14 protein-coding genes and 2 tRNA genes are annotated in these 16,065 nt (G+C 50.6%); 6 read left to right on the top strand and 10 right to left on the bottom strand.

The genetic code is table 11. The annotated features are described in order from the left end of the window. Positions 1 to 153: 153 nt before the first annotated feature. Positions 154 to 244 (top strand) — tRNA-Ser (locus ACYZZ0_RS01420). Positions 245 to 331: 87 nt separating this feature from the next. On the opposite strand, the gene ACYZZ0_RS01415 is transcribed toward ACYZZ0_RS01420, so the two are convergent. Next, positions 332 to 1,939: a hypothetical protein gene (locus ACYZZ0_RS01415; RefSeq protein WP_461534783.1), complete on the bottom strand. Its 1,608-nt coding sequence runs from the start codon at positions 1,937 to 1,939 to the stop codon at positions 332 to 334. 119 nt (positions 1,940 to 2,058) lie between these two features. Between ACYZZ0_RS01415 and ACYZZ0_RS01410 the strand changes: the two genes are divergently transcribed. Continuing rightward, positions 2,059 to 2,149, top strand: a tRNA-Ser gene (locus tag ACYZZ0_RS01410). Positions 2,150 to 2,483: 334 nt separating this feature from the next. After that, positions 2,484 to 3,140 (top strand): deoxynucleoside kinase, encoded by a 657-nt coding sequence (locus tag ACYZZ0_RS01405; RefSeq protein WP_461534782.1) that lies wholly within the window; start codon positions 2,484 to 2,486, stop codon positions 3,138 to 3,140. Between the two features lie 45 nt (positions 3,141 to 3,185). On the opposite strand, the gene ACYZZ0_RS01400 is transcribed toward ACYZZ0_RS01405, so the two are convergent. From ACYZZ0_RS01400 to ACYZZ0_RS01365, 8 genes are all read right to left on the bottom strand, one after another. Beyond that, positions 3,186 to 4,340, bottom strand: coding sequence for a hypothetical protein (locus tag ACYZZ0_RS01400; RefSeq protein ID WP_461534781.1), 1,155 nt, complete (start codon positions 4,338 to 4,340; stop codon positions 3,186 to 3,188). Positions 4,341 to 4,511: 171 nt separating this feature from the next. Beyond that, a complete protein-coding gene (locus ACYZZ0_RS01395; RefSeq protein WP_461534780.1) occupies positions 4,512 to 5,663 on the bottom strand; it encodes an iron-containing alcohol dehydrogenase in 1,152 nt (383 codons plus the stop codon). Between the two features lie 116 nt (positions 5,664 to 5,779). Further along, a complete protein-coding gene (locus ACYZZ0_RS01390) occupies positions 5,780 to 8,029 on the bottom strand; it encodes a TonB-dependent receptor (protein WP_461534779.1) in 2,250 nt (749 codons plus the stop codon). A gap of 210 nt (positions 8,030 to 8,239) precedes the next feature. Continuing rightward, on the bottom strand, positions 8,240 to 10,204 hold the full coding sequence (locus tag ACYZZ0_RS01385; protein ID WP_461534778.1) for an iron ABC transporter permease: 1,965 nt from the start codon (positions 10,202 to 10,204) through the stop codon (positions 8,240 to 8,242). Beyond that, positions 10,201 to 11,109, bottom strand: a complete 909-nt coding sequence (locus ACYZZ0_RS01380; RefSeq protein WP_461534777.1) for an ABC transporter substrate-binding protein — start codon at positions 11,107 to 11,109, stop codon at positions 10,201 to 10,203. Before ACYZZ0_RS01380 ends, ACYZZ0_RS01385 begins: the two co-directional genes overlap by 4 nt. Beyond that, complete coding sequence (locus ACYZZ0_RS01375) at positions 11,110 to 11,934, bottom strand: ABC transporter ATP-binding protein (protein WP_461534776.1); 825 nt, start codon at positions 11,932 to 11,934, stop codon at positions 11,110 to 11,112. An 83-nt stretch (positions 11,935 to 12,017) separates the two neighbouring features. Continuing rightward, positions 12,018 to 12,428 carry a hypothetical protein gene (locus ACYZZ0_RS01370; RefSeq protein ID WP_461534775.1) on the bottom strand — a complete coding sequence of 137 codons (411 nt, stop codon included), beginning with the start codon at positions 12,426 to 12,428 and terminating at the stop codon, positions 12,018 to 12,020. Between the two features lie 103 nt (positions 12,429 to 12,531). Further along, complete coding sequence (locus ACYZZ0_RS01365) at positions 12,532 to 13,776, bottom strand: MFS transporter (protein WP_461534774.1); 1,245 nt, start codon at positions 13,774 to 13,776, stop codon at positions 12,532 to 12,534. Between the two features lie 118 nt (positions 13,777 to 13,894). Here ACYZZ0_RS01365 and ACYZZ0_RS01360 point away from each other — a divergent pair, with 118 nt between their 5' ends. Both ACYZZ0_RS01360 and ACYZZ0_RS01355 read left to right on the top strand, forming a co-directional pair. Beyond that, entirely contained in the window at positions 13,895 to 14,113 is a 219-nt protein-coding gene (locus tag ACYZZ0_RS01360) for a hypothetical protein (RefSeq protein ID WP_461534773.1), read from the top strand. Positions 14,114 to 14,151: 38 nt separating this feature from the next. Beyond that, the gene (locus ACYZZ0_RS01355) at positions 14,152 to 15,123 is read left to right on the top strand and encodes a GNAT family N-acetyltransferase (RefSeq protein WP_461534772.1); all 972 of its coding nucleotides are present in this window, start codon (positions 14,152 to 14,154) and stop codon (positions 15,121 to 15,123) included. A 21-nt stretch (positions 15,124 to 15,144) separates the two neighbouring features. On the opposite strand, the gene ACYZZ0_RS01350 is transcribed toward ACYZZ0_RS01355, so the two are convergent. Then, positions 15,145 to 15,462 carry an Mpo1-like protein gene (locus ACYZZ0_RS01350; protein WP_461534771.1) on the bottom strand — a complete coding sequence of 106 codons (318 nt, stop codon included), beginning with the start codon at positions 15,460 to 15,462 and terminating at the stop codon, positions 15,145 to 15,147. A gap of 242 nt (positions 15,463 to 15,704) precedes the next feature. Between ACYZZ0_RS01350 and ACYZZ0_RS01345 the strand changes: the two genes are divergently transcribed. Further along, entirely contained in the window at positions 15,705 to 16,022 is a 318-nt protein-coding gene (locus ACYZZ0_RS01345) for an SCP2 sterol-binding domain-containing protein (protein WP_461534770.1), read from the top strand. Positions 16,023 to 16,065: the final 43 nt, after the last annotated feature.

Raw genomic sequence — 16,065 nt, 5'->3', positions numbered from 1 at the left:
CTGAAACTTACCTTTAAGAGCCTGATAGCTGGAATGAAAGCTGTCGGGCTCTTTTTTATCCCTCACACTATTTGCATCTTGTTGAAAACATAGCCTTTTTCACATCTCGCAGTTGACTCCAGCCGGTTTTTCATTAATATTCATCTCGCTTGCGGAGGGATGGCAGAGCGGTTGAATGCACTGGTCTTGAAAACCAGCGTGGGTTAATAGCCCACCCAGGGTTCGAATCCCTGTCCCTCCGCCATATATAAAAACCGGATCAGATAACTGATCCGGTTTTTTTGTGCCTGAAAAAAAGCCAACGGCCTTCCAGCTCTACAGTTATCGGTCTTCACTCGTCTATAAGATACTCCGACTCACCTTCAATCAGCTCGTCATACATCATCACACCACCTTCTGAGCCTGTATATCCAATATACAGTCGTGAACCGTCTTCATTGAAAACCAGCACCTTGTTACGTATCCAGTTTCCATTGCGGGGTTTGTAGGCACCACCCTCACCATGCTCGAAAGACCACTGTAGAAAGAGATCCCCATCTTCATCAATTTCAAAGAAACTGACCCGGTACAGTCCCAGCACCACCAGCTGATCATCATCCGGGTGAAACTTCAGATTCCAGCCCGAATAGGCATCCACCCAGGAAGCTTCAAAGGTTTCAGGTGGCTGGTTTATAATGCGAATACCATCACGGGGCCATAAATTAACCAGGCTGCAATAGGGTTCCTGAGCCGTACATCCGGATGCAGCAAACCAGAGCCCATCAGAGCTGTAAGCGGCTGCCCGGGGTTTACTCAAGCCCTGGGGTTTGAAGCTGGTACAGCTATGGATACCACACTGATAATCTGATACCTGACATTCCGACAAACTGTTGTCGTCCATATTAATAAAAGCCAGCGCATCATCCGGCCCGGTACTCAGACCCCAGATATCACTGGCAACCAGAGTCTCTCCCAGCTCTCTGGGAACACCATCATCCGGCACACTATAACTGCGAATCTGCTTGCCGGTATTAAAAATGCTGCTGCCATCAGCAGCCATCAGGCACTCGCCATCATCACTAAAAACCGGCTCATGCCGGTGCAACAAACCCAGCACGCCACACTCGCTTGCCGAGCAATCGTCGACATGTACCTTATCCAGCCCTTCATCTGTCGGATCCCAGATAATGGTCTCACCCAGCAATCCCAGCGTCGCCAGATAACCACTCTCTTCACTGGAGGCAATCCACTGGGTTCGATTGAGCTTGCCGTAGTTGAGCAACTCTCCTGATGTTCCAAGAACAGGTATGGGGATATCAAACTCATCCAGCTCAAATACTGTCAGGCTGCGCTCCCCATTGAAATGAACTGAATAAAACCGGTCATCGAGAATAGTCACAGCATCGAAACCCAGAGGTTTGGGCTTGGATTCTTCCTTCTTGTGCTGAAGCAGAGTGACATTACCACCGTAACGCCAGCCCGCTTTAACTATCACCTGATCCCATTCGGCACGACTGACCCCGATGCCTCTGACAGGAGCCAGATTTACCCAGTAACCATTAACCATGGCCTGCAAATAGTCCTGTGAGGTACCGGCAGCGCCGGCAATCGGACCACCACTGCCACGTACACGTTGTGTTGATTCATTCAGGCCACGACCGTAAACCCTGTACTTGTCCTGCAGCCCATTTGGCGGACTGAAGGACACGGTAATCACCAGGCATTCACCATCATCTTCTGCGGGATCAGCTTCAAATATCCCGTTCAGAGAAGGATCTGATAAACGGTAACCTGTAATCGCCGTTTCATCCGGCCGATCGGGCTGACAGTTATACAGCTGGCGCAACTCTTCGGCACCCGCCGGAACCTGACCAAAGTAAAGCGATCCCAGAAAGTCAGAAGCCTGAGTAACCGGAGCCAGTAGTACGAAAGCACAAAGCACACAGAGTCGGTTCAACATGATGGAGATCATCCATGGAAGCTATCTGTTTTATCGTCACTCCCGGTAACCATCTTGAACAAAGCTTGTAGATAGGCGTTGACTCCACGGCCCAAATCAGTAATATCTACCTCGCTTGCGGAGGGATGGCAGAGCGGTTGAATGCACTGGTCTTGAAAACCAGCGTGGGTTAATAGCCCACCCAGGGTTCGAATCCCTGTCCCTCCGCCATATATAAAAACCGGATCAGATATCTGATCCGGTTTTTTTGTGCGTTTTATTCAGGTCAACCTACTGAACTTCAGAACTGCCCCAACATAATCAGCCGTGCCTACCAAAGCGCAGAAACACCATATATAGCGCCGCCGGAACACCAAGGGCACTATATATGGAAAAACAATCGTTGATATACCTATTGCAGGCTTACCCTTCCAGCTCTATAGTGCCTGCCTAAATTTTAATAATCATCGCTGTGTCTGTTCACCGATACAGTGAGTGCCCTGCCCTATCACTGCCCGCGGCAGGCAAGACTGATTCCCTGTTTGCACCCAGATATTTCGGAAGCATGCTGACTATGATTAACAGCCAGACCAACCATTTTGTTGCCGTGGAAGCCAACATTGCTGCAGGCAAATCCACCCTGCTGCCCCGACTGGCTGAAGAACTGGGTTGGGAACATCTGCAGGAACCTGTAGACGATCCGAAATTCACCGAGCTGCTGGAAGACTTCACCCAGCATCCGCACGATGCCAACCGTCGTATCCGGTTCCAGAAATACATCACTGTGCGTCGTGCATCTCTGGTAAAAGAGCTCGATCCCAGCAAGAATTACCTGATTGAGCGCTCGCTTTATTCTGACCTGATTTTCTCCCAGGCCAACTTCCTGTCCATGGAGCAGCCCAATGCCATGTACATGGATTACTACTACGATATCAAGCGTCGCCTGCAGGACTATCCTCGCATCAGCTCTGTTGTCTACCTGCGCACAACACCGGAAGTGGCCTACGATCGCCTGATCTCCCGTGGCCGTGCAGCTGAAAACGGCACTCCGCTGGATTATATTCGTGACCTGCACCGGTTCCACGAAGCGTGCCTGCCGCAGATTTGTCGTGAAATGGAGACACCACTGATTGAACTGGACTGGGACAATTTCGGCTGTGCTAAAGAAGTTTCTCAGCTGATCCTGACTGAAATTAAGGCTACACAACAAGCAGCTGCCTGACTTCAGATCAAAGCCGAAACGGCTGTTTCGGCTTACTCCCCGGTTTTAAGCTGGCGGGGGATTAATATCAACAATAACACACGCCAGCCCGGACTCATCATTCTGTGGCACCAGCCAACCTGCTTGGAGCGATTCTATTGCTCCCCCGGAACCTTCCAGCATAAAAACTTTCTTGCCTTTAGTCGCACCACCATAAGATCTAGCCTCCAAACCAAGCTGTTGCATACCAAATTTTGCAGCTAGCCCCTGTTTAATTTCTGTAGTGCTGGCACCTGCACTTTTATCCTTCTCTTTTTCTGGTTTCTTCATCCTTGCAAGAAATATGTTTGATATTTCTCTCAAGCAAGCTTCGGGATTTTTTGATAAATTTTCGATAACTATTTCATAGGGATGTAAGGCTATACCCTGTGTATATATATACAACCTCACATGACCTGAAACCGGGCATGCTGTTTCTACAGGATCATTCACCAAAGCCTGGTCGTGACTCGTCGCAGCAGTATATGAAAGATATCCATTAAACTCATTTGCCAATTCAAGCGCTTGTAAAAGCTGCTTTTTCTTTGAAGGGTTATTCTTCGCATGAGACTTGGAGTTTAAAAAGTTGGTGTATGAGAATGCTGTAGAGCTATCAAGTAACTTAACCCCTTCACACCAACCGCCAAATCTATGGATTTCTTGCTGTGAAATATGCACAACATCCAAATCTCTCTTCCACTCACCCATGGGAACAACTACAGCAGTACTGATTCCGTCAACATAAACCTTCAAACATGATGCAGTTTCAACTCTGACACTGGCTACAGAAACATGATGGCCTTGCCAGGAAACAGTCTTTGCAAATTTCCCCCGCATAGTTCTAACTGTGTCTGTAATTGAAAGGCTGGCAAGGAAATCACCTCTCATAATTTCCAGGATTTTTGTTGCAAAGGTACCGCTACATTCCAGTATTAAAAATTGATTTTCTGTAACAATGATATTTCTTGCTTGTCCTGCGACACTGCCAGAACAGCAGCCTGCAACACCTGATATAGAGTATGCTGGAAGTTCAAAGCATTTTGCTTCACCTAAAAGATTGCCTTCAGATGGAGCATCTTCCATCACATGAGGAAAAACAGTGATTGGTTCGAAACTGGCAAAAGCACTTCCAGCAATGATTATGAAAGAAAAAAATCCGTGAACCCATTTCATATATTTCATCGCGATTCACCACCTGCATTAATCATTAATAAAAAACACTAGTGATTAAACGTAGATGATGTTTCCGAAATGCGGAATTTCAAGCCTGAAACAGAAAAGGCAGAAGTAATGACTCCTGCCTTTGATTGTGTGGTTTTATTTACAAATTGCTTTTAACATGAATTTTTATGATCAAAATGCACCTTCAAAAATTTCTATTATCTCTTCTTTTGTCGCCTGAATCGGGTTGGTTAAACCACAGGCATCTTTCAGGGCATTATCCGCCAAAGTCCCGAAGTCCTCTTTCTTGACCCCTATAACTTCAAGCCCTTCAGGAACACCCACATCCCAGGACAATCCCTGAATTTCTTCCAGCGCCCGTTCCGCACCTTCCCGCGGTGTTAAACCAGAAATATCAACACCCATAGCCGCAGCCACCCTGGCCAGCTTGTCCGGGCATACCTTGGAGTTATAGGCTTCAACATGAGGTAATAGAATCGCGTTACAAACCCCGTGCGGCAGGTCATAGAAACCACCCAGCTGGTGCGCCATGGCATGCACATACCCGAGGCTGGCACTGTTAAACGCCATCCCTGCAAGCAACTGGCCATAGGCCATCTGATCCCGGGCTTCCATATTATCGCCGTCATACACGGCTTTGCGCAGCCAGGTGGAAATCAGTTCAACCGCCTGCAGGGCACAGGCATCGGTTACCGGAGTCGATGCAGTCGAGACATAGGCTTCGACTGCATGAGTTAAAGCATCCATTCCGGTTGCCGCGGTCAGCTGCCGGGGCATGCCCTGCATCAGGCTGGGGTCATTGACCGACATAGCCGGAGTCGTATTTTTATCGACAATCGCCATTTTAATATGGCGCTGTTCATCGGTAATAATACAGAAACGGGTAATCTCGCTGGCTGTACCGGCCGTGGTGTTAATGCAGACCAGCGTCAGTTGTGGATTCTCGGACTGGTCGACACCTTCATAGTCTCCAATCTTGCCGCCATTACTGGCAACAAGGGCGATCCCCTTGGCACAGTCATGAGGCGAGCCACCGCCTAGAGAAATCACACAGTCACAGTCAGCACTTTGTAATTGTGCCAATCCGTCCTCTACGTTTTTTACCGTCGGGTTGGGCTTGGTTTCATCAAAGACAACACAGGTAATTCCAGCGGTACCAAGCTTCTCGGTCACGCTGGCAACAAGGCCGATATCCACCAGAACCTTGTCAGTCACAACAAGTGCTTTCTTTAATCCCAGGGTACGAATATCTGAAATGGCTTCATCAAGGCAGCCTGCTCCCATATGGTTGAGAGCAGGCATATAGAAACGATAAGCGCTCATTACAGTCTATCTCCGGCATAAGTGCCCTCAAGGATAGATGCTTACCGTTGTTTTGGTATGAACGGAAATTCTTATTTCACCTCAATTTGAGTGAAATTATCTTTCCTGCCTCTCTCTTAGTACTCTACCCGGTAGCTGAGTACATAAGCACGGCCTTCTGCTTTGGAAGAACTCAGGCCATCATAGGTCTGACGCGCCCACTGACTGTAAACAGTCTGGTAGTCTTCATTAAACAGGTTGGTAATCCCGCCACTGACTGTACCCACTGGCAGATCATAGGATGCCATCAGGTCAACCGTGGTATAGCCCTTGGTTTTACGATCGGTATAGGTCTTACTGCTGGCAGTGTATTTCTTGCCCTTATCATAATCGGCAAAATTAACAGCCTGCAGGCGGACATTCATACCCTCCTGCTCATAGCGCACATAAGCGGTGATCTTCTGGGGAGAAACATCAGCCGCCTGCAGGTCCAGCCATTTACCGATATCCTTGTAGTAGCTGCGGCCTTCGGTAAAGGCATAGCTGCCACCCACACTCCAGTTGTCGTTTACGAAGTAGTCCGCACGGGCTTCAATACCATAGACTTTCTTTTTCTGATCGAGCAGGTCGACACTGAAATCTGCATTGAAATCGATGGTTTTATCAGACTCATTATAGAACAGGGTGACAGCAGCATCGGCACTGTCAAACTGGCCACGCCATCCCAGCTCATAACTCCTGATCTTGATAGCATCAAGGTTGGCCTTTTCAACGGTTGTCGGTTTGATCAAACCGCCCAGCTGAGGTACCTGGGTCAGAATACTGCCTTCAGCCACCGCATTACGCAGCAGACGCGCAGCATCCGGTACTTCAAAGCCCTCAGCATAGTTGGCAAACACCTGATGTGAATCATTCAGACGATAAACCGCACCAAAATTGAACAGGTTGGCGTCATATTTTTTGGAGCCACCTTTCAACGGGGTATACACCTTGGGTACTGGCAGCACAGGTACAAACCAGCTTTCAGCAACCGGGTTGTAGTCGCTGATATCCATTTTGGCCCGCTCGTGACGCCAACCAAAATTAAGGGTGACATCGGAAGTCAGGTCATAATTACCCTGAGCGAAAAGACCCAGTGTTTTGGTAGTGACATCGGGACCATAATCGTAGGTTCCACCAACCGGCTTGAATTCCTTGCCATTACTGTCAATAAAGGTTTGGCCATCATAACTACGAGCTTCCTGCTCACCCTTGTCAATGTCATAGTCCAGACCATAGGAAATACTCAGCTCATCTGACAGGGCCTTGTCCAGAGCCAGCTTCAAACCATAGACTTTTGCCTTGGAGGTGGACTGGTTTACCAGTACCTGATTAATCACTCGACGGTAGTCATAGGCGTAAGGGTAGAAACGGGCTTCACGCTCTCGGTAGTAGGCCTGGGCTGTCAGTTGATTACCGAAAAACTCATCATCACTGTATACCAGATCGAGGCTATCACGCTTGGTTTGAGGCTGATCTTCGAGTTTGAGCCCCTTTACCGGCTCCTTGATTTCAGCATCCTTATTGCCCAGACGGGACAGGTTGTCGCCATAGTCCGGTGCATAGTCGCTGTCCATCTTATCCCGGAAAACCTGAACCGTTGCCTGCAAACGCTTGCTGTCGTCCAGATCGTAACCAAGCTTGATCAGGGCATCTTTGGTCTGGCTGTCATTACGGCTGACCTGAGACGGGTCCGGGCTGGTACGATGACCATCAGCATCAAAGAAGCTGTCGCGCTGCTCAAAGGTACCCGACACCAGATAATCAAATGCACCCTCACGCCCCTGTACACTCTGACTCAGGGTATAGGCGCCAAGATGAGAACCGTCGGTACGAATGCCGGCTTCAGATACAAATTTGATGCCGTCTGTTTTCGCATTCTTGGTAATAATATTGATAATGCCACCGGTTGCACCGCCACCGTAAATCGCACTGGCACCGGAAACCACTTCAATACGCTCAATATTTTCCGGCCGTACACTGTTCAGCTGACGACTGATCTGGCGGTTATCAGCCTGGGATATACCATCAATCAATACCAGAATTTTTCGGCCACGCAGGCTCTGGGTACGGTCAGTTACAGTCTGGGTACTGGGGCCCATGCCCGGCACCAGTCGCTCCAGCATATCTGCCAGTTTCTTGCCCGGCTGGGCCTGTTCAGCAATCTCGGCACCGGTAATAACCTGTACCGTGCCGGCAATAGAGGAAATCTGCTCTTTGGCACGGGAAGCCGTTACGACTACTTTTTCCAGCTTGGTTACTTCTTCCGCTGCGGCGGAAGCTGGCATCGGGCCGTAAGCAGCAAAGGCAACAGCCAGTGCCAGCGGTGATAAGGATTGCTTTAGCATTGTTCTACTCACTTGGTTTTATGTTGTTTATTCGCCTGTGACACATGCCAATTGGTTCAAACATGGTCAACTATTTTGAATAGCCTGCGCTGTCGCCTTTTTTGACACCTTGTTCACCGATATCTTTTTCAGGCACAGGGATACCCCTCCCGCATCCCCGGCAGGATTTTTCAAATCTTTTAAATTAATTCAGACAGTCACTACGACATATCAGGTTCTTCGCACATAGCGGCCGGTCAATAACAGTACGACAAAATACAATCCGCCCAAGCACGACACGACCAGTCCGGCAGGTAATTCAAATGGATACATCATGCTGCGAGCCAGCCAGTCAGCAGCAATCATCAGGATCGCTCCGGTCAGGGCTGCTGCCGGAATCAAGTGACGATGGCTGCTCAATCCAATGACGCGACAAATATGAGGCGCCATCAGTCCAACAAAGGAAATTCCGCCGACCACAGCTACTGTTAATGAACATGTCAGCGCAATTGCGGCCAGCAGCCACAGCATGACCGGCCGGGAATTAATACCCAGCAACCCACTCCAGGTTTCACCCAGTTGCAGGATATCCAGCTGGCGGGAAAACAGTCCGGCAACAACCAGAATCAAGGCGGCACCGGCAGCCAGCAGAAAACCGCCCTGCAAACTGCTGTGATAGGTGGAGCCACTAAGCCATACCAGCACTTCCGAGGTCTGGTTACTGCCCAGCACCAAAACAATATTGATCAACGTTCCGGCCAGCGCGGACAGGCACAGTCCGGTCAGCGCAAACAGCTGGGGCTGAAAGCCGGTCATACGGCCAATCAGCAGTAATAACCCGAGTGCACTCACACTGCCCAGCAATGTAAGCAGTCCCAGTCCCAGTGAAGAAATACCCGGCACCAGCACAACACCCAGCACTGCAAACAGCACCCCTGTGGTTGTCAGGCCGGAAACATCGGGGCTGGCCAGCGGGTTTTTCAACAATGTCTGCAACAGCAAGCCCGAAATACCCAGTACAATGCCGGCCATTGCTGCTACAAGTACCCTCGGTCCACGCAGATCAAGCCAGTCGGATATTCCACTAGTACCCAGTGCCATAATGACCAGCAAACCACAGACGACTGCCAGTACAGAAATAACGGGTAGAGGTGGCATTGATATCAACGCTGAAATACCAGACTGTCCCGGAGACGGCAGCCGTCCCTTGTCACTTCTCCGACGCACCAGCATCCAGATCATGAAAGGCGCACCCAGCAGTGTCGTCATGGCACCGGCCGGCAGGCTGTAATGCTGTCCAGAGAGAAACCGGGCTGTGATATCCGCGGCCAATAACAAGCCTGCACCAATCACTGCAGCCGCCGGAATCCGGGCTCGACTGGTGCGAAAACCCAATGACCGGGCCAACGGTGGTGCAACCAATCCGATAAAGCTAATCATGCCCACTTCACTGACTACCAGTGACGACAGCACAATGGCAACCAGCAAGGCACCATTAACCAGCATGGCAACATTAACACCGAGTCCCTGGGCGGTTTCCCGACCCAGTTCAATCAGATCCAGCTTGCGACCCAGTGTCCAGCTGACCACACCCAGCACCAGCAATACCGGCAATACACGCTGAATACCGGAGAAATCATGTTGGGCCAGATTACCTGCGCCCCAGGTATAAAGGCCGTCGAGCCGGTTTTCCAGAAACATCATCAGTCCGGCACTGACTGCGCCCAGAGCCAGAGTGATCGCCATGCCTACCAGCACCAGATTAACCGGTGAGTCACCAATCATTCGGGACAATTTGATCACCAGCAGCGTCGTCACCAGTGCACCACCGAATGCCACCACAACCGGTGCTTCTGCCATCAGCCCCGGAACCAGCGCCATTCCCAGCACCGTTGCCAGCAGCGCACCGGCATTGACACCCAGCGTTGCCGGACTGGCAAAGCTGTTGCGGGTCGCCAGCTGAATCAGGCTACCGGCAATGCCGAGCGCAGCACCGCATAACAGTGCCATCAATGTTCGGGGAACCAGCAGGGTGGTCAGCATTAATTGCTGCAGTTCGGTACCGGCAGTATTTGACCAGAGTGCATCAAGACTGATGGGTATTGGACTGACTTGTAATGAAAATACTGCCGCCAAAAGGCAGACAAGCATCATTCCCGGCATCAGCCAGCGGGAATGGTTGTATTCATGAATCAACTGACCTGACTCCCTGTCAGCTGTCTGACAATCTCTTCCACCATGCGAATAGCAGACTCCGGTCCGCCATAGCTCCATAACGATGGCAACAGGTAAACCCTGTCTTCTTTAACTGCCGGCAGTTGCTGCCAGACAGCGGCTTCAGTCATGGAGCGATGTTTGCTGACACTGCCACCATTGAGAAGCAACGTAGCGTTGCCGACAGCAGGCAGTTGCAGCAAATCAATATGGGTAAAGTCACGACCCGGTAATGTGCTGTTCCAGCCATTCTTCAGTCCCAGCTCCTGCATAATGGCACCGGCCAGTGACTGTTCACCAAACACACGTAAGCCCAGACCCATTCCCACAAACTTGCCCATAATGACGGTTTCACCGCTCAGGCCGGCATCAGCAATTTGTTGCCGGCCTTTGCTCAGCACTTGCTGTAACTGCACCAGCTGAGCTTTAGCCGCTGGCACACGTCCGAGATATTCAGCCACCTGCAGATAATTGTCCTGCATACGCTGCAGATAGTTACGACTATCACTTTCAGAAGGGTACTGACTGAACAACAGTGTGGGGGCAATCGCCTGCAGCCTCTGCGCCAGTCGCTGATGACGCCAGTTGTAACCCAGAATCAGATCCGGCTTCAGTCCACGCAGTGCTTCCAGACTGGGTTCCGCTCGATGGCCCAGTTCAGTCACACCCTGCGGTAATGGCGGATTATCGGTTTGCCACCGGCGATACCCCTTGATGGTGGTAACACCCGCCGGGGTAATGCCCAGCGTCAGCAGAAACTCGGCCTGGGTCCAGTTCAGGGCGGCAATACGCTCCGGTATCGGATTCACTTTGTTATCACCGGGCAGCGCGTACAGCTGTGCGCTGCAACACCAGAGCAGTACGGGTAAGAGTATCCTGAGAGTCATTTAGGCGGCACCGTATTCCAGTTCAGGCACCCAGATATGATTATCCTGAGCACTACCGGACTTCTTATCCGAATAACTGGAATCCGAGTATCGGGCAGCATGCACGCCAAATACTGATTGCAGCAGTTCCTGATCCATAACCTCTGCCGAGGTGCCCTGCCTTACCAGCCGGCCCTGCTGCATCACCAGCAGGTTATCACTGTAACGGGCTGCCTGGTTCAGATCATGCAGCACCCAAACGACAGTGACCTTTTTCTCCCGGTTCAGGGTCTGGACAATATCCACCAGCCGTAACTGATGACCAATATCCAGCCAGGAAGTGGGTTCATCCAGTAGCAGAACCCGGGTCTGTTGTGCTAGGGTCAGTGCCAGCCACACCCGCTGTCGCTCACCACCGGATAGATTGTTGACATCCCGGTCGGCCAAAGCCGCCATCCCGGTTCGTTCCAGCGCCTCATCAACTGCACGATGGTCTTCAGCGGTCATGCGACCAAAAGAACCGACCCAGGGGAACCGGCCACAAGCCACCAGTTCCCTGACACTGATTGCCATCGGCACCGGCGAGGACTGGGGCAACATGGCCAGCTCTTTTGCCAGTTGCTGGCGTGGCCATTTGGCAGCCGGGCGACCCAGAATGCTGAGCTCACCCGATGTTGCAGGCTCCAGTCCTGCCAGCAGTTTCAGCAGAGTACTTTTGCCAGAGCCGTTGGGACCGACAATTGCGGTGATTTTTCCTTCCGCAATTGAGGTATCAAGCTGGTGTAAAACTTCCCGACCACCGGCCCGATACGAAAGATTTTTTAAGACAAATGTTGTCTTTTCCATAGACTGCACAGGTTATGTTTATTCTTGACCGCGAGAATAGTAATGATTCGCATTTTATAAATCAAACCTGCGTTTAAATTCCGTCAGGCCTGTAGCCGGAATTGCAGCCATTTACGGGCGCGATGATCACAAGTTTCAGCAATCATCGGGAATGGCATGGCCTGCTTCATACGATCACTAACAATGCGATTGCCCTCCTCCTCATTGGCGGTCATTCGCACCACGCCTGCACAACCTTCTGCCAGCAAGGCACGATTCTGTTTAAACCAGAGGCTGAAATTCTTTCGGCCCTCGGGAGAGAGCTGACTATTGGGACGGGCACTGACCAGCAACCCAAAACGTTTGCCTTCATTCAGCATCTGATCCATCTCGGCCAGCCACTGCTGCAGATCAGCCTCGCTGGCCGGACTGACAAATTCCAGCTGTACCAGCGGCCAGCCAGACATTCTGATAGCCTTGCCAACAGCTTCTACAGGCATATCACACACAGACATTTGTTAACTCCCTTGAAATTCGATTTTGCAATTCTATTTATCATTCATTTTTATATTCACACACTGTCGTCAGAGGCTGCGATCAACACAACAGGTAACAAACTCAGGCCGCCATCCGGAATGAACGGTCCAGCGTTCTTTCCCCCAGCAACAGCATGGCGACCATAAACAATACCAGAGCCAGACTGACCAGTCCGCATTGCAACCAGGCAACGCCCTGCTCAAGCAATAATCCTGTTATCAAACCACCCATGGCATAACCAACACCCTGTACAATGGCTACAACGGCAGCTGCACTACCTTTTGATTCCGACAGGCTTTCCATAATCATGGTGGTATAAACCGGCATCATAAAAGTCACGGCAATAACAGACAGCGCCAGGCCGGCGGCAATACCCTGCAGGGACACAGCCCCGGCAATAAACAGCGCCGCCACCAGCAGTATGACCACACCACTTTGCAGAGCCCTGAGCGAGTTGGCGGCAAACAGGCGACTTCTGACCTGGTGTGCAACAACTGTTAATCCTGATATGGCAATCAGCAGACCAGATACCAGTGCCGCGGTCTGATTTGCTTCAAACCCGACATGCAGTGCCAGCAGCGGACTCAACCCAAACTGCAACATGCCGGCAAATACCGCAACGAAAAGCGCGACCAGCAGCAGCGGCCACTGTGATAAAGCCGGAGAAAGCTTCAGTCTTTGCTGTGCCGCCATAACAGGAAGCGTGTCTTGCTGCACACTCAGCTTGTCAGTAACAGACAATCCGATCGTCAGCACAAAACCAATACCAGCCAGCGCCAGCAGCAGACTGGCGGGCCCACTTAAAACGGCAAACAATCCCATCAAGGCTCCCAGCACCCGCCCTGCATTGATAGCTACTGATGTTTTACCCAAAATCTGTTGGTGATCCTGTTCTTCTGCGCTAGCCAGCAGTTTTTCTTGTATGACTGCGTTCAAACCTCCTGAGAACAAGCCGTACATGACAAATGCAACAAGTAATAAAGCGATGCATGTACTTGTAACGAATACCCCGCGACTCATTCCAAAAACGGTAATGGCCTGCAGCAGATAACTGCAACCCATCATCAATAGCGATAACCGAATAGTACGGAGCTGTCCCAACCAGTGACTTATTCTTTTCTGCCCCAGTGCAGCCAGGGGCATCACAATGATTCCGGCAGCCATCACACCAATCAGCTGGGAGTAACTCAACCCGGCTGTGGCCACCAGCAACGGCAAACAGGCTATCAGTACTGTTTGCCCTGCTCCCTGAAAGATCAATGCCGCCAGTAAAGCCGGGGCGTTACTGAAAGATTCAGTTTGATTTTGAGCTGCTCCACTGTCCATGAGTTACCGCTCCGTATAAGTACGATGATAAATAGGTTGCAAACGATCTTAATGATAATTATTCTCATTAACAAGTACTAGATTTGAATCCGGTTGATCTATCAGGGGATTTCGCTTTATGGATATGACAGATATTCCTGACTCGGTGATTAAAAGACCGATATCCTGCTCCGGCTGTAATACGACAGGTCTCCGTCATCAGCTTCCATTTACCGGGCAGCAGGATAAGCCCCCTCGCCGAACACTTGGCAGTGATGAAGAGCTATTGACTATTTTCCCGGATGATCCCGATCAGCCGCCTTGTTCTTTTCCCGTCAAGATCACCATCTGTTGCTGAATTCATTGTCTACTTGTATTGCCCCGGAGAACTCACATATGAGAGCCCATATCGAATTTGAACTGCCAGCGCTGCACTCCAGCTCTCCCCGGCTGAGCCTGCTCTCTTCGTTTTGCCTCAAGGCACATAATGATCAGGGTTATTTGCAGCTGATGCTGCATGACTGCTCTTCTCCCGACCAGCTGGATATCAGCCTGTCGGATCACAGCCCGGCTTCAGCAGCAGCTCTCCCCCTGCTTGCTTCCATGCTGGATTATTTGTTTGCCCGCTCGGATCAGCTCAATCGTATTTATCTTGCCCCCTCACTGGTGCAGTACCTGAATCAATGTGGTGAGTATGATGCTATTCGCAAAATGAATGATGGCGAGGTCTACGCGGTAGATCGGGCAAGGTTCTATCAGCAGGGTATGCTGTGGCATCAAACCGGATCACAGGCGGCTGAAAACCGGGAAAGGGACACGCTGTATCAACGCTATGACTTTCAGAGCGACACCGTCATTACCCTGCAAAAGCTGGATACCGAACATCAGGCGCATGTTTTACAACAATGGATGGAGATTGGCCGATCGGACCATGCCGCCACCAGCCAGGATTGTATTGCCTACACCGGAAACCGGACAGCTCAACAGCAAAAGCAGGTAACCCCGCTACTGGCAAGTTTCGACAATGAACCTTGCTGCTATATCGAAACCTGCCTGGCAAAAGACGCCGGGCTGGCAGCAACAGAAGAGCATAGCGGCAGCGTGAGTTACCATGCCCTGCTAGGCGATCCTCGTTTTCAGGATGAATGCTACAGTCAGGCGCTGGCCCGGGCCATCAGCCACTTTATTTTCCTGGACAATACCGAAGTGGAAAGCCTGCAGGTTACCCCCTGGACTCAAAACCCCGAATTGCTGAACCTGCTGCGCCCGGCCGGATGGCAGTTTGTCAGAGAGCTGGAATACAGCAGCCAGCACAAGACTCGAACCGACTGTAACCGGCAAGAGTTTTTCAACAACGTGCGGCTTTAATGCCGCACCTTCAGGATCAAACTACAACCGCCTGAGCCAGATATCCCGATACATTTTCAAGTCACAAACAAAGCTGTAAAGCGGATAGGTAAAGGTCGCCGGTTTGTTTTTCTCAAATACAAAATGACCAATCCAGGCCCAGATATAGCCCTGTATTATTCCGGCAAGCAACAGCCATGGATTGGCCGTTCCTATCGCGGCAAAAGCCAGCACTAACCCAAAGCTCGTGCCCGCAAAATGCAATGCCCGGCATACCGGGTGCTGATGTTGCGAAAGATAGTACGGGTAAAAATCCTTCAGGCTGGTGAACTCTTTTTTTGTGCACTCTTTTGTTGTCATTATTATTGCCCTTTCAGCGATCGGGTAGCGCTGGTATCCCCTACCCTGAATAAAGCCTTCTCGCCAGTCAACATCCGGCTGACCGGATTTTAGGATATACACACGTTTCAAACATATGTTTGATTTTGTTCTGCAATGTACGGTAGGCTAAAGCCATCTTCAAGGTTTCTGTCGTATTTTTCCGGCAGTAAACACCTTGGGAACCGATAATAACGATCATACTCGTTCAAGAGAGAGACAAGATGGCAACTGTTCGCGAAACCATTACCGGAATGAAAGAGCGTTTCAACGCTGAAGCAGCTGCAGGTGAAGAGCACGTATTCCAGTTCGCTATCGGTGACAATGAATCCTGGCACGTTGCGATCAACGACGGTCAGTGCGACATCGTTGAAGGTGAACACGACGACGCCAGCGTTACTCTGAAAATGGATGAAACCACCTTTATCGAACTGATTACCGGTGAAATCGACGGCATGCAGGCCTTTATGCAGGGCCGCGTCCAGATCGAAGGTGACATGATGCTGTCACTGCGCCTGACCGAGTTCTTCACTCTGTCGTAAGAAGGCATTCCAGATTTGAAAAACGACCCGCACGGGTCGTTTT

This window comes from Spongorhabdus nitratireducens, from assembly GCA_947387575.1.
Classification (GTDB): Bacteria; Pseudomonadota; Gammaproteobacteria; order Pseudomonadales; family Endozoicomonadaceae; genus CANDOC01.
Note: the sequence above shows the minus strand (reverse complement) of the source record. Positions and strands in the feature narration are given on the sequence as shown.